Below are 14,771 nucleotides of genomic sequence, written 5' to 3' on the forward strand. Positions count from 1 at the left end.
ATTGACTGGTGACATGGATGTCATGAAAAACCAAGGGATGGAAAACAGTTGAAAACCCCTAACGCTGTCAGTGCGCCTGTTGTCGCGCCTCCATTGAAATCGGCATTGCGCCGGGGGCTGATAGGCGCCGCGCTGTTTTCCGGGGTGATCAATATCCTGGCGCTGATTGGCCCAGTGTTCATGCTGGAAGTCTACGACCGAGTCATTCCCAGCCAGAGCGTCCCGACTCTGGTCGCCCTTGGGCTGCTGGCGTTGGGGGTTTATGCGCTTTCGGGCCTGCTGGACATCATTCGCTCCCGAGTCATGGTGCGAATTGCCTCCTCGCTGGATCTGACACTGTCTTCGAGAGTCTTCAACGTGATTGCCGGTGCTTCACTGAAAACACCGATTACCGGAGACGCTTTGAAACCGGCCCAGGAGCTGGACCAGATCCGCAGTTTTATTGGTGGTCCGGGACTTGTGGCATTTTTCGATTTGCCGTGGATGCCGGTTTACCTCGCGGTCTGTTTTTATATTCACCCGCTCTTTGGTCTTTTGACCGTCGGCCTGATGATTATCCTCATCGCGCTGACCGCGCTCACTGACCGGCAGACCCGCAAATTGATGCAGGCGTCGGCCGATGCGCTGAACAAGCGCAATCACCTGGGTCAGCAAGCACACCAGAACGCCGAAGCCCTGATGGCCATGGGCATGTTGGGCAACACGTCGACTATCTGGCAGAAGAATCACAGCACCTTCATCACCCTGCAACGACGCTCGATCGACATCGGCGGTTTTTACGGTGGCATTTCCAAAACCTTGCGCCAGGTCGTTCAGTCGGCCGCCCTGGCCTTGGGGGCATGGTTGGTGATCCAGGGCGACTTGAGCGGCGGCACGATGATCGCGGCCTCGATTATTGTGGCGCGGACCCTGGCACCGGCGGAGCAGGTCATTGCCTCGTGGCGCAGCCTGTTGGGTGCCCAAATCGCCTGGAAGAAGCTAGTGGAAGTGTTCTCGCTGTTCCCGGATGCCCAGAGCAAGACCGAGCTGCCCGCGGCCCATCGCAACTTGCAGGTCGAAAGTGTTTTCGCCGCGCCGCCCGGCGCGCAGCGCCTGACCTTGCAAAATATCAACTTCATGGTCGCCGCGGGCACTGCCGTGGGGGTGGTGGGGCCGAGCGCATCGGGCAAGTCGTCATTGGCACGGGTGCTGGTCAACGCCTGGGCACCGGCTCGTGGGCATGTCCGGCTCGATGGCGCGCCGCTGGATCTGCTGACCGAACAGGCTCGAGGCAAGTTGATCGGTTATCTGCCGCAAAGCGTTGGGCTGTTTACCGGAACCGTCGCCCAGAACATCGCCCGGCTAGACCCTTCGGCACCGGACAGTGCGATTGTCAGCGCAGCACAATTGGCTGGGGTTCATGAGCTGATCCTGCAGTTGCCCCAAGGCTATGAAACCCAAGTGGGAGAAGGTGGGGTCAACCTCTCGGCCGGCCAACGGCAGCGGGTGGCCCTGGCCAGGGCATTGTTTGGTGATCCGTTCCTGGTGGTGTTGGACGAGCCAAATTCAAACCTCGATGCCGAGGGCGAACAGGCGCTGGCCAAGGCCATCCTGGCGCTCAAGGCCCGTGGCGCCATCGTGGTGGTGATCGCCCATCGCACCAGTATCTTGTCGGTGATTGACCATGTGCTGATTCTCGAAAACGGCGTGCAAGCGGCTTTCGGCCCCAAGGATGCCGTCCTTAAAAGGCCGCCTGCGCCAGCTCCCCGGCCCGCCAACAATGTCGTGGAATTGGGAGTGCCCAACTGATGCAGACCGATCAAGAAGCCAATCTGACCGATTCTTTATCCCGTCATCTGCGTTGGGGGGCGGTGTCATTGGTGGTGCTGCTTGGCGGAGGGCTGACCTGGGCGGCGAGCACCAGCCTGTCCGGCGCGGTCATCGCCACGGGCGTGGTGGCCGTGGAGGGCAGCGTCAAGACCGTCCAGCATCCTACCGGCGGCGTCGTCGCCGAACTGCTGGTCAAGGAAGGGCAGACAGTCGCGGCAGGGGACGTGTTGTTGCGGCTCGATGCCACATTGCCTGCCGCCAGTCAGGCCATCGTCAGTAAATCATTGAACCAGGCCTGGGCCCGTCTGGCTCGCCTGGAGGCCGAGCGGGACAATGCCAGCGAAGTGACGGTGCCAAAAGAGCTGCTGAGTCGTCTGAGCGTGGAAGAGGCCAAGACCGTCATGGCCAGCGAGCAGCAACTGTTCATCGACCGCCGCGCTTCCCGGGAAGGCCAGAAGAAGCAACTGCGCGAGCGTGTCCAGCAACTCAACGAAACCATTGCCGGCCACGACCTCCAGCAGAAAACCAAGCTGGAAGAGATCGAGCTGATCGACTCGGAATATCAGGCCGTCAAAAAGCTGTTCGACAAAGGCATGATGACCCTCGACCGGGTTAACGCCCTGGCTCGAGGTATTGCCCGCTTGCGCGGAGAGCGGGGACAGTTGATGGCGTCCATTGCTGAGGCGCGGGGCAAGATCGCCGAAACCGAGTTGCAACGACTCCAGGTTGATCAGACTTTTCGCAGTGAAGTGTCCCAGGAATTGAGAGATTTGCTGGCTCGTCAGGGCGAGTTGATCGAGCGGGAAATCACGGCCAGTGATCAGCTCAAACGCATCGACATCACCTCGCCGATTGCCGGGCGCGTGCAGCAATTGGCCGTGCACACAATCGGTGGCGTCATCTCACCGGCCGAGGGGCTCATGCAGATCGTACCCGCCGACGATGAACTGCTGGTGGAGGCGAAAATCAGTGCCCAGGACATCGACCAACTAACGGTCGGGCAATCCGCGACCTTGCGCTTGAGTGCGTTCAACCGTAGTACCACGCCGGAACTGACCGGCACCGTGGTGCGGCTGTCAGCAGATCTGATTCAGGATGAGCGCACCGGGGTGGGGTTTTATCGGGCGGGTATCAAGATTCCTCAAAGTGAATTGGCAAAACTGCAAGGGCTTGCCCTGGTGCCGGGAATGCCTGTGGAGTCGATGATCCAGACCGGCTCCAGAAACGTCATGTCTTATTTGCTTAAACCAATCAGCGACCATGCCCAGCGAGCATTCAGAGAGGGCTAGTTTTTAACGCTGAATGGCTTGGCAAGGTTATGAACGCTAGAGCTTTCGATACCAGGATGTGCTGGCGCGTTTCCTGCAAGCCCCCCTCATATCGCCATAAAACGAGCGCTCGCGGCCCATCGCAGCGCCCGGATCGGCATTGAAGGTGTAATCCCCGCGCCAGCAAAGCGAAACAACGCTTGGCCGAGCCCGGTGATGAACAAGAGGGGAGACGATGAAGGCAGTTATCTTGGCAGGTGGTCTCGGCACGCGGATCAGCGAGGAGTCGCACCTCAAGCCCAAGCCGATGATCGAGATCGGTGGCAAGCCAATTCTTTGGCACATCATGAAGCAGTATTCCGCCCATGGAATCCACGACTTCGTGATTTGCCTTGGTTACAAGGGCTATGCCATCAAGGATTTTTTCGCCAACTACTTCCTGCACACCTCTGACGTCACCTTCGATATGTGCAACAACCGCATGGACGTTCACCAGAACTACAGCGAGCCGTGGCGCGTGACTTTGATCGACACCGGCGAAGACACCATGACCGGTGGGCGTCTGCGTCGGGCGGCGCGTTATCTGGAAAATGAAGAGGCGTTCTGCTTCACCTATGGTGATGGCGTGTCGGACCTCAATATTGGCGCGCTCGTAGATTTTCATTTGTCTCACGGCAAGCTTGCCACCGTGACGGCAGTCCAGCCCCCCGGGCGTTACGGTGCGTTGGAGCGCGACGGCGATAGCGTTCTGGGTTTCACCGAAAAACCTCGAGGTGACGGTGGCTGGATAAATGGGGGCTTCTTTGTGCTCTCGCCAAAAGTCTTGCCTTTTATCACCGATGACCAAACGTCCTGGGAGGCCGAGCCGCTGGCGGCGTTGGCGACCGAGCAGCAGCTCCAGGCGTTCCAGCACGATGGTTTCTGGCATCCAATGGACACCTTGCGGGATAAAAACCACCTCGAAGCCCTGTGGCAAAGTGGCGAGGCCCCATGGAAACAATGGTCGTGAATCCGGAATTCTGGCGTGGCAAGCGCGTGCTGGTCACCGGCCATACCGGCTTCAAGGGCAGTTGGCTGACGCTGTGGTTGCAAAGCCTGGGGGCCAAGGTCAGTGGCTTTTCCCTTGACCCGGCCACCCAGCCAAACCTGTTCGAGCTGGCCCGCGTGGGCGAGGGCATCGATGACCGGCGCGGTGACTTGCGCGACCTCGGCGCCTTGTTGGAGCTGCTGGCCGACGTGCAGCCGGAGATTATCCTGCACCTCGCGGCGCAGCCGTTGGTGCGCGAAGGTTATCGCGACCCATTGGGCACGTATTCCAGCAACGTCATGGGGACTCTTAACCTGCTGGAAGCGGTTCGCCAGGTAGGTGGTGTCAAGGCGTGTGTACTGGTCACCACCGACAAGGTCTACGCCAACCAGGAATGGTTATGGCCCTACCGCGAAAACGAGGCCTTGGGCGGTCACGATCCCTATAGCAGCAGCAAGGCCTGCTGCGAATTGCTGGCGCAGTCTTATGCCGCCTCATTCTTTTCGGCTGAGCGCTATGCCGAGCACGGCCTGGCCCTGGCCACGGCGCGGGCCGGAAACGTGCTGGGGGGCGGTGATTTCGCTCCCGAGCGCCTGATTCCCGACGTGCTTAAAGCCTGGTCGGCAGACGAGCCGGTGACACTGCGTTATCCACAAGCCGTTCGTCCATGGCAGCACACCTTGGAACCATTGGCCGGTTACCTGCAATTGGCTGAGTGTCTGTATCGACAAGGCCCGGAATTCGCCGGTGCCTGGAACTTCGGTCCAAGTGAAGCCGACATGTGCAGCGTCGGCGAAGTCGTCCAGTTGTTGGCCGAGCGCTGGCCGCAAGCGCCGGGCCTGCGCATCGAACCAAGCGATTTGCACGAGGCCGGCCTGTTGCGCCTGGACAGCAGCCGTGCCCGGCAGCTGCTCGGTTGGCAGCCGCGCTGGTCGTTGCAACAGTGCCTGGCCCAGACCCTGGATTGGCACTTGGCATGGCAGAACGGCGACGACATGCGGCAAGTCACCCTCGGCCAACTGAACCTGTACCGAGGCGCGTTGTGAGCGAGTTTTCCTTGAAGGCATTGCCGCTGGCCGATCTGTTCAGCGTCCAGCACAAACGCTTCGAAGACCAGCGCGGGCATTTCGCCCGGCTGTTCTGCGAAGGTAGCCTGAGTGCATTCGGCCAGCCGTTCCATATCCGTCAGATCAATCATTCCTGCACCCGTGAGCGCGGTAGCGTGCGTGGGTTGCATTATCAGAACGCGGCGCAACCGGAAGCCAAACTGATTACCTGTCTGCGTGGCGAAGTCTGGGATGTGGCCGTGGATTTGCGTCCCGATTCCGACACTTTCCTGCATTGGCATGCCGAGCACCTGCAGGCTGGCGATGGTCGCAGCCTGTTGATCCCGGCCGGGTTCGCCCATGGCTTCCAGACCCTCACCGACGATGCCGAACTGCTTTACTTGCATAGCGCCGACTACGCCCCGGAGCATGAGGGTGGCCTGTCGGTGACTGATCCGCGGCTGGCGATCTCCTGGCCGCTGCCTGTCAATAATCTGTCGAGTCGGGACAGCAACCATCCCTTGCTCGACGAGCGTTTCGCTGGAGTGCGTCTATGAACTGCCGAGGTTGCGGGACTGCCCTGGCTTTGCCACTGATCGATCTCGGTACTTCACCGCCGTCCAACGCCTATGTGCGGGCCGACCAATTGGATCAGGCCGAGCAGTGGGTGCCGCTCAAAGTCGCGGTGTGCCAGCAATGCTGGTTGGTGCAGACCGAGGATTACACCCGCGCGGACACACTGTTCGACGCCGAGTACGCCTATTTCAGCTCTTTTTCCAGCACTTGGCTGGCCCACGCCGAGCGCTATGTTGCCGAGATGGCCGAGCGCTTCGAACTGAGTGCTGACAGTCGCGTGGTGGAAATTGCCGCCAACGATGGCTACCTGTTGCAGTACGTGGCCAAGCGCGGTATTCCCTGCCTGGGCGTCGAGCCGACGCGCAGCACCGCCGAGGCTGCTCGTGCCAAAGGCCTGGAGATCCGCGAGTTGTTCTTTGGTCGCGAAACGGCCACGCAGTTGAACAGCGAAGGCTGGGCAGCGGATTTGATGGCGGCCAACAACGTATTGGCCCACGTGCCGGACATCAATGATTTCCTCGCCGGTTTTGCGATGCTGCTCAAGCCAACCGGCGTCGCTACTTTCGAGTTTCCGCAACTGCTCACATTGATGGCCGGCCAGCAGTTCGACACGCTGTACCACGAACATTTTTCCTACTTGTCGCTGACGTCCGTGCAAACCCTGTGTGAGCGCAATGGGCTGGAAGTATTCGATGTCAGCCAACTGTCGACTCATGGCGGTTCGTTGCGAGTTTTCGCCCAGCGTGCCGACGGCGTTCGTCGCCCGGTCCAGGCCTCGGTGCAACAGCAGTTGCAGGCCGAACTGGATGCCGGCGTGAAAACTGCCGCGTACTACACCACCCTTGCGCCGGCCGCCGAGGCGATCAAACATGGTCTGTTGCGCTTTTTGTTGCAGGCCAAGGCCGATGGCAAGCGTGTGGCCGGTTATGGCGCGGCCGCCAAGGGCAACACGTTGCTCAACTACGCCGGGGTCAAGCCTGACTTGTTGGCGTGGGTGGCCGATGCCAATCCGCACAAACAGGGTAAATATTTGCCGGGCAGTCGGATTCCTATCGTGTCGCCCGAGCATATCGCGATAGAGCAACCCGACTACGTTCTCGTCCTGCCCTGGAACTTGCTGCGCGAAGTCAGCCAGCAGTTGGCTGAGGTTCGCCAATGGGGCGGGCAATTCGTCATCGCAGTGCCTGAGTTGACGCTGCTATGAAGGTTTTAGTGACCGGCGCCACCGGGTTTGTCGGCCGTCATCTGGTCACGGCCTTGCTCGCGCGCGGTTGTCAGGTCCGGGCCGTTGCACGCCGGGTGGAACCGGCCAGGGCATTGCCCTGGTTCGACCGGGTTGAATTCGTCGCGACCGATGTCCACGCAGAAGAACTGGACGTCGCTGCCTTGGTCGAGGGCGTCGATGCCTTGGTTCATCTCGCATGGCCGGGGCTGCCGAATTACCAGGCACTGTTTCATTTCGAACATAACCTGCTGGCCGATTATCAGTTCATCAAACAGGCTGTCGTGGCGGGGGTCGGGCAGGTGCTGGTCACCGGTACTTGTTTCGAATACGGCCTGCAGAGTGGACCGCTCGATGAGCAGATTGCACCGCAGCCGGCCAACCCTTACGGCTTGGCAAAAAATACCTTGCGCCTGTTTCTTGAACAGCTGCAATGCGAGCACCCGTTTACCTTGCAGTGGGCACGTTTGTTCTACCTGCACGGTGTCGGTCAGAACCCCAACAGCCTGCTTGCGGCGCTGGACCGGGCCATCGATGCCCAAGCCTCGGTCTTCGACATGTCCGGGGGCGAGCAACTGCGCGATTACCTGGCAATCGAAACAGCGACTGCTTATCTGGCGGGGCTGGTGTTGCGGCGCGAGTTCAATGGTGTCGTCAATTGCTCAAGTGGCGTACCAGTGTCGGTTCGCTCGCTGGTGGAAACACGGCTGCGCGAGCGTGGCGCGGCCATTCGCCTGAACCTGGGCCATTACCCATACCCGACTCATGAACCCATGGCGTTCTGGGGCGTGGCCGAACGCTTGCACACCTTGCTGGGAGCCGAACATGACGCGTGAGTTGTACCGGGCCATCGGCCTTCCGGTCCTGCAGAACCGGACCTTCGCCGATGAACAGTCGGCCAAAGCCTCGGCGTGTGCCGATATGGTTTTGGTCCAGGACGAAGTGAGCGGGTTGGTCTTCAATCAGGCATTCGATGCGGACAAGCTCTGCTATGACAGTGATTATCAGAACGAACAGGCCCACTCAGGGCAGTTCCAGCGGCACCTGGCTGATGTGGAGGGCATCATTGCTCGACATTTCAGCGACCAGGAACTGATTGAGGTCGGTTGTGGCAAAGGCTATTTCCTGGAGTTGCTCAAAGAGCGCGGCTATGCCATCACTGGCATCGACCCTGCTTATGAAGGCGACAACGCTGACGTGATCAAGGCACCGTTCACTCGCGATCTGGGCCTGTCGGCCGACGCGGTGGTGCTGCGTCACGTGCTTGAGCATATCCAGGATCCGGTGGCTTTCCTTGCTGAAATCGCAGCGGCCAACCAGGGCGGGCAGATTTACATCGAAGTGCCGTGTCTGGACTGGATCCTGGACCATCGTGCCTGGTTCGACCTGTTCTACGAGCATGTGAATTATTTCCGCCTCGATGACCTGCGCCGGATGTTCGGTACGGTACATGAAGCCGGACACCTGTTCGGCGGTCAGTACCTATACATCGTTGCCGATCTGGCCACGTTGCGCCTGAAGCCGGAGCAGCCCGTTCCAGCCTTGCAATTGCCCGCTGAATTCACCGCCAGCCTGGGGCGTGCGGTGCAGATTATCCAGGCTGCGCCGCAGCAGGGTTCGGCGATCTGGGGGGCATCCTCCAAGGGCGTGATCTATTCGCTGTTCCTGCAACGAGCCGGTGTTGCTGTGGACTGCGTGGTGGATATCAACCCGGCCAAGCAGGGGCGGTATCTGCCGTTGAGTGGTGCGCGGGTTTCCTCGCCGGAGGAGGCGACGCAGGCTCTGCCTGAAGGGGCGCACGTATTTGTAATGAATTCCAATTACCTCGAAGAGATCAAGCGGATGACCGGTGGGCGCTACGTCTACCACGCCGTTGACAGCGCTTCGTTCCAATAACCGCGAGATTCGAAAATGACCGACAACACTATCCATAAAGCTTTCGAAGCCCAATGCCAGACCGAAATCGCCGGTCAAGGCCAAGACCAGAAACTCGTCGGCTTGGCCAAGGAGTTTTTCAACGAATCGGCCCGCCACAAGTACAGCTACCATTTTTCATGGATGGGTCGGCCGATCATCCAGCTGCCACAGGACATGATGGCGATGCAGGAGTTGATCTGGCAGATCAAGCCTGACCTGATCATCGAATGCGGCATCGCTCACGGCGGTTCGATCATTTATTACGCCTCGTTGCTGGAGCTGCAGGGCCATGGCGAAGTGCTGGGCATCGACCTGGATATTCGCCCTCATAACCGCGAAGCCATCGAGAGCCACCCGATGAGCAAACGCATCTCGATGATCGAGGGGTCGAGCATCGATCCGGCCATCGCCGAGCAGGTCCATGCAGCGGCCAAAGGCAAGAAAGTCATCCTGGTGCTCGATTCCAACCATACCCATGATCATGTGCTCGAAGAGCTGCGCCTGTACGCGCCGCTTGTCTCGGTGGGCAGCTATTGCGTGGTGATGGACACCGTGGTCGAAGACATGCCAGCGGACTTTTTCCCGGATCGCCCATGGGGCCCTGGCGATAACCCGAAAACCGCCGTGTGGAAATACCTTGAGGAAAACGCTGATTTTGAAATTGACCAGCAATTGCAGAACAAGCTGCTGATCACCGTTGCTCCAGACGGTTATCTGCGTCGGGTTCGTTAATTCATCCGTTTCAAGTCATTGGCGTCTGGCAGGTTGTGGGGACAGGAAATATGCAGGTTCGAAACAATATTCAAAACAACGTGGCACCGCTGAACGAGCGGTTCACCGTGGTGGTGATTTCCCACAACCGCAGCGCATTCCTGCGGCGTACATTGCATTACTACAGCAGCTATCCGTGTTCGGTACTGGTGCTTGATTCGTCGGTTGAGCGCGATGAGCAAATCGCCCGGGATTTTCCCTCGGTCGACTACCGACACTTGCCTCAGTTCACCTACAAGGGACTGCAGGACAAACTGGTGTATGGCGTCAATCAGGTCACGACGCCGTACATGGTGTTTGCCGCCGATGACGATTTCCTGCTGCACGATGCCTTGACCGAATCGGTGGAGTTTCTCGAGGCCAACCCCGACTATGGCCTGTGCCATGGCTACGGGATCATGTATCTGTCCTGCGCGACTGAAGTGAATTACTTCCGTCGCGATCGCAAGGTGCATGAGGATTACAACAGCGAGCTGGCCGAAGACCGGGTCATCCGCTTCATGGACCAGTTCCTGCCGCCATTTTATGCCGTGACCCGCACTGATCTGCTGCAACAGTGGTATGGCCTGTTGCCGCCGGGCACCAGTTTCGAATGGCAGGAGATCGGCCACACCTTTTATCTGCTGGCCTGCGCCAAGGCGCGGATCCTGCCGATTCCATTTGCCGTTCGCGAGGCCAATTACGGCGGTTCCGAGCACAACACCAATGTGTTGACCGTGCTTAGCTACAAGGACGCCAAAAGCGTTGCCGAGCGCGAGCAATTCGCCGAGTTCCTGGCATCCCTTCCAACGCCGCTGCGCGAGCAAGCGCACGGACGTGCCAAGCAGATTGCTCTGGACAGTTTCGCGGCCATGGCTGACTGCCTGCAGCAAGGGCGTTCACTCAAGGGTACACAGATCATTCGTTCGGCCTGGCCGCAGGCCGGTAGTGAGCCAGTGCGTTCGTTTGGCCCGCAACAATTTGTCGAGATGCCTTTTTACAACCTGCGAGTATTCGATCTCCTGGCCCAGTTTGAATTCCTGTTGCACGCCATGCCGGCCGGTCGCCTGCAACTTCAGCAACTGGAAGGCATTCTGCTGCGCCAGCACGAACTGATGCGCGTGCAACCCAATGACAACGAGCGCACGATACGCAGTCGTTTGTGGGAGGCCCAGGGCCTGTATGCGTTCAACCGTACCGTGGTCAAGCGCTTGGCCGAATCGTTGAAGAATAGCGACGAGCCCGAGGAAGCCGTGAAATTGCAGGCTTGGGCCGAGCGCCTGGACTCGGTGCCGGGACAGCAGGGCCGCCGGTTACTGGAAAACATGCATTCCGGTCGCTTGTTGAGCTGGCTTGAAGCGCGTAACCCGGATGAACAGCAACTCAAGTCCATCGCCGCCCATCTGGCCGAGCATCAGGGCGGGCCGCGGTTTGGCGTCCTGTTGCTGGATCTGGACGCAGACATGTTCAAGTTGCAGGCCACCTTCGACAGCCTGGTCAATAGCCATTGCAAAGCATTCAATGTCGTGGTGTTCACCACGGGTGACCTGCCGGCGACCACCACCGTGCGCGACACCGTGCACTTCGTCAAAGTCAGCACGACTAATTATGTAGAGCGCATCAACCAGGTTATCGAGCAGTCCAGCGCCGACTGGATGGTGCTGGTCGAGGCCGGTGACCAGTTCACCCAAAACGGCCTGCTGCGCGCCAGCCTCGAATTGATCGGTGCCGAAGGTGTGCGCGCCGTGGCCATGGATGAAATCCAGCGCAAGGCTGACGGCAGCCTCACTGACGTGTTCCGTCCGGGCGTCAACCTCGATCTGCTGCAATCGGTGCCCTCGTTGATGGCTCGTCACTGGCTGATTCGTCGTGATGTACTGGCCCAGGCTCGCGGCTTTACCGCGGAATACACTCAGGCCCTGGAGCTGGATCTGTTGTTGCGCCTGATCGAGGACGAAGGGCTCAGCGGCCTTGCGCATTTGGCCGAGCCGTTGCTGATCTGCAACGCCCCGGCGGAAGAGGAAAATTCCCAGGAACGTCAAGTACTGACACGCCACCTGGCAGCCCGGGGTTATCGGCCTCAGGTCACTTCGGCGCAACCGTTGACCTATCAAATCGACTACCAGCATGCCGAGCGGCCATTGGTTTCGATCATTCTCGAAAGTCGGGACAACTTTGAACAGGTACAGCAGGCGTTGGTCAGTGTGCTGCAGCGCACGCGTTACCATCGTCATGAAATTCTGATCGCGGACAATCATAGCCAGTCCGAAGCGTTGGCTCAGTGGCTCGACAGTCTTGAAGGGAAGGGTGATCGGATCCGCATCCTGCGCAGCGACCGGCGCCTCAGCGCTTCGGCCCTGAACAACTGGGCGAGTGCCCAGGCCAAAGGGGAGTACCTGGTCCTACTATCGTCCCAGGTGCAGGTGGTCAACGCCAACTGGCTCGACAGTCTGCTCAATCAGGCCCAGCGGCCTGAAGTGGGGATCGTCGGCAGCAAACAAATGGAGATACGCGGTATCACGACCCAGGCTGGCCTGGTGCTCGCTCCCGACGGCCAGGTGAGCTCGGTATTTGTGGGCGAACGCAAGGACGCCAAGGGCTACCTCAACGGCCACCAAGTGGAGCAGAACTACTCGGCGGTGTCCGGCGTTTGCCTGATGATCCGCAAGGACTTGTTCGAAGCCGTTGGCGGCCTGGACGAGGATCATTTCGGCGAGGCCTTTGCCGATGTCGACCTGTGCCTGAAAATCGCCGACGCGGGTTATCTCACGGTCTGGACGCCTCAGGCCCAAATGCTGCACGCCGGTACGTTCCCCGATGTGCCGGAGGCGGCCGACACCTTGCGCAACAAGTGGCAGGCGCGCTTCGACCATGACGCGGCTCGTAATCCGAACCTGGCCTTGACCGGCACCGGTTTTGCGCTGGGTACCGCCACGGCAGTCGACTGGGCGCGGTTGCTCGCATAAGCCTGCCAGGCAAAAGGAATCAGGGTATGTTCAACGGTAAATCGATTTTCATCTCCGGCGGCACCGGCTCGTTCGGGCGCAATTTCATCCGCCGGTTACTGGAGCAATACCAGCCCAAGCGTGTGGTGGTGTTTTCCCGCGACGAACTCAAGCAGTACGAGATGCAACAAACCTTCAATGCCCCGTGCATGCGTTATTTTCTCGGGGACGTGCGTGACGCCGATCGTCTGCGCCAAGCCATGCGTGGCATCGATTATGTGGTGCATGCGGCGGCCCTCAAACAGGTGCCGGCGGCGGAATACAATCCCACCGAGTGCATTCGCACCAACGTCAATGGCGCAGAAAACATCATTGCGGCGGCCATCGACAACGGCGCGACGAAAGTCGTTGCGCTGTCCACCGACAAAGCGGCCAGCCCAATTAATCTGTACGGCGCGACCAAGTTGCTGTCAGACAAACTATTCGTAGCGGCCAACAATATCGCCGGTGAACAGCAGACCCGGTTCGCCGTGGTGCGCTATGGCAATGTCGCCGGTTCGCGAGGCTCGGTGGTGCCGTTCTTCAGCAAGTTGATCGCAGAGGGTGCGACGGAGCTGCCGATCACGGATGAACGCATGACCCGTTTCTGGATCACCCTCGACCACGGCGTGCAGTTTGTGCTCGATAGCTTTGCCCGCATGCACGGCGGTGAAGTCTTCGTGCCGAAAATTCCGTCGATTCGTATCGTCGATCTGGCGTTGGGCATGGCTGGGCATTTGCCTCACAAGAACGTTGGGATTCGTCCTGGCGAAAAACTTCATGAGCTAATGGTGCCGCTCGATGACGCGCGCATGACCATCGAGTTTGCCGATCACTACACCATCCAGCCGTCGATTCGCTTTACCAGCGTGGATGTGGATTTCGCGCTGGACAATCTGGGTGAGTGCGGCAAGCCTGTGGCGGAGGACTTCGAATATCGCTCCGACACCAATCCGCACTTTTTGTCGGTGGATCAGATTGCCGACCTTCATGCCCGGTTGCCGACATGATTCCCTACGGTCGGCAAAGCCTCGATCAAGCTGACATCGATGCGGTGGTCGCGGTATTACACTCCGATTGGCTGACCCAGGGGCCGACTCTTGAGCGTTTCGAACAGGCCATGGCCCTCCGTTGCCAGGCCGATCACGCCGTGGCGGTGTGCAATGCGACCGCCGCGCTGCACATCGCCTGCGTGGCGGCGGGGCTAGGGCCAGGTGATCGTTTATGGACTACCCCCAATACCTTCCTGGCTTCGGCCAACTGCGGGCGTTATTGCGGCGCGCAGGTCGATTTTGTCGATGTCGATCCGCTGACCTGGAATCTCGATGCCCATGCCCTTGCCACAAAGCTTGAAGAGGCCGAGCGCGATGGGACTCTGCCCAAAGTGTTGGTGGCGGTGGCATTCTCGGGGCAAAGCTGTGACATGCGCAGAATCGGCCAGCTATCCGAGCGATACGACTTCACAGTGATCGAGGATGCTTCCCATGCAGTGGGGGCGTCTTATGCTGGCCGACCAGTGGGCTGTGGCGAATTCGCGGACATGACAGTATTTAGTTTCCATCCTGTGAAAATCATCACGAGCGCCGAAGGCGGCATGGTCCTGACCAATCGCCCGGACCTGGCACAGCGCCTGCAACGCCTGCGCAGCCACGGAATGACCCGCGACGCCGGTCAAATGACCGAGCCCAGCCATGGGCCGTGGTACTACCAGCAAGTCGAGTTGGGTTTCAATTACCGCATGACAGACCTGCAGGCCGCGCTGGGGCTCTCGCAGTTGAACAAGTTGGATGGGTTTATCGCACGGCGCCGTGAGTTGGCAGCGCGATACCATCGTTTGCTGGGCGGTTTGCCATTGACCTTGCCGGGCTTACAGCCCGAGGCGGAGTCGGCCTGGCATTTGTATGTGGTGCGCTTGCAACTTGATGACATCACCCTCAGCCACCTTCAGGTGTTCGAGGGCTTGCGCGCGGCCGGGATTGGCGTAAACCTGCATTACATTCCGGTTCATTTGCAACCGTATTACCGTGACCTGGGATTCGCCACAGGGGATTTTCCCCAGGCCGAACGTTATTACAGCGAAGCGATCAGCTTGCCCATGTTCCCTTCCCTCAGTGATGAACAGCAGGACTATGTGGTCGAGCAACTACACCGATTGCTTGAGGAGTAACGACA

At 59.5% G+C, this 14,771-nt stretch carries 12 protein-coding genes; all 12 read left to right on the forward strand.

Annotated elements, in window-relative coordinates; translation table 11 throughout:
- Positions 1 to 48 precede the first annotated feature (48 nt).
- The 12 genes from Q7F16_RS24775 to pseC all read left to right on the forward strand — a co-directional run bounded on the left by Q7F16_RS24775 (position 49) and on the right by pseC (position 14,766).
- Positions 49 to 1,788 (forward strand): type I secretion system permease/ATPase, encoded by a 1,740-nt coding sequence (locus Q7F16_RS24775; protein WP_409556429.1) that lies wholly within the window; start codon positions 49 to 51, stop codon positions 1,786 to 1,788.
- Positions 1,788 to 3,098, forward strand: a complete 1,311-nt coding sequence (locus Q7F16_RS24780; protein ID WP_409556430.1) for an HlyD family type I secretion periplasmic adaptor subunit — start codon at positions 1,788 to 1,790, stop codon at positions 3,096 to 3,098. The genes Q7F16_RS24775 and Q7F16_RS24780 overlap by 1 nt, the downstream gene beginning before the upstream one ends.
- A gap of 214 nt (positions 3,099 to 3,312) precedes the next feature.
- On the forward strand, positions 3,313 to 4,086 hold the full coding sequence (gene rfbF, locus Q7F16_RS24785) for a glucose-1-phosphate cytidylyltransferase (protein WP_018611833.1): 774 nt from the start codon (positions 3,313 to 3,315) through the stop codon (positions 4,084 to 4,086).
- Positions 4,077 to 5,150 (forward strand): CDP-glucose 4,6-dehydratase, encoded by a 1,074-nt coding sequence (rfbG, locus tag Q7F16_RS24790; protein WP_409556542.1) that lies wholly within the window; start codon positions 4,077 to 4,079, stop codon positions 5,148 to 5,150. The genes rfbF and rfbG overlap by 10 nt, the downstream gene beginning before the upstream one ends.
- Positions 5,147 to 5,707 (forward strand): dTDP-4-dehydrorhamnose 3,5-epimerase family protein, encoded by a 561-nt coding sequence (locus tag Q7F16_RS24795; protein WP_409556431.1) that lies wholly within the window; start codon positions 5,147 to 5,149, stop codon positions 5,705 to 5,707. Before rfbG ends, Q7F16_RS24795 begins: the two co-directional genes overlap by 4 nt.
- Entirely contained in the window at positions 5,704 to 6,930 is a 1,227-nt protein-coding gene (locus tag Q7F16_RS24800; RefSeq protein WP_409556432.1) for a methyltransferase domain-containing protein, read from the forward strand. Before Q7F16_RS24795 ends, Q7F16_RS24800 begins: the two co-directional genes overlap by 4 nt.
- The gene (locus Q7F16_RS24805) at positions 6,927 to 7,784 is read left to right on the forward strand and encodes an NAD-dependent epimerase/dehydratase family protein (RefSeq protein WP_409556433.1); all 858 of its coding nucleotides are present in this window, start codon (positions 6,927 to 6,929) and stop codon (positions 7,782 to 7,784) included. Before Q7F16_RS24800 ends, Q7F16_RS24805 begins: the two co-directional genes overlap by 4 nt.
- Positions 7,774 to 8,844: a class I SAM-dependent methyltransferase gene (locus Q7F16_RS24810; RefSeq protein ID WP_409556434.1), complete on the forward strand. Its 1,071-nt coding sequence runs from the start codon at positions 7,774 to 7,776 to the stop codon at positions 8,842 to 8,844. Before Q7F16_RS24805 ends, Q7F16_RS24810 begins: the two co-directional genes overlap by 11 nt.
- Before the next feature lie 15 nt (positions 8,845 to 8,859).
- Positions 8,860 to 9,597 carry a cephalosporin hydroxylase family protein gene (locus Q7F16_RS24815; protein WP_024617489.1) on the forward strand — a complete coding sequence of 246 codons (738 nt, stop codon included), beginning with the start codon at positions 8,860 to 8,862 and terminating at the stop codon, positions 9,595 to 9,597.
- Between the two features lie 50 nt (positions 9,598 to 9,647).
- Positions 9,648 to 12,581 (forward strand): TIGR00180 family glycosyltransferase, encoded by a 2,934-nt coding sequence (locus Q7F16_RS24820; protein WP_409556435.1) that lies wholly within the window; start codon positions 9,648 to 9,650, stop codon positions 12,579 to 12,581.
- A gap of 26 nt (positions 12,582 to 12,607) precedes the next feature.
- Positions 12,608 to 13,609: a UDP-N-acetylglucosamine 4,6-dehydratase (inverting) gene (gene pseB, locus Q7F16_RS24825; RefSeq protein WP_409556436.1), complete on the forward strand. Its 1,002-nt coding sequence runs from the start codon at positions 12,608 to 12,610 to the stop codon at positions 13,607 to 13,609.
- Positions 13,606 to 14,766: a UDP-4-amino-4,6-dideoxy-N-acetyl-beta-L-altrosamine transaminase gene (gene pseC, locus Q7F16_RS24830; RefSeq protein WP_409556437.1), complete on the forward strand. Its 1,161-nt coding sequence runs from the start codon at positions 13,606 to 13,608 to the stop codon at positions 14,764 to 14,766. The genes pseB and pseC overlap by 4 nt, the downstream gene beginning before the upstream one ends.
- Positions 14,767 to 14,771: the final 5 nt, after the last annotated feature.

The organism is Pseudomonas sp. Lb2C2, from assembly GCF_052112205.1.
Lineage (GTDB): Bacteria > Pseudomonadota > Gammaproteobacteria > Pseudomonadales > Pseudomonadaceae > Aquipseudomonas > Aquipseudomonas kilonensis.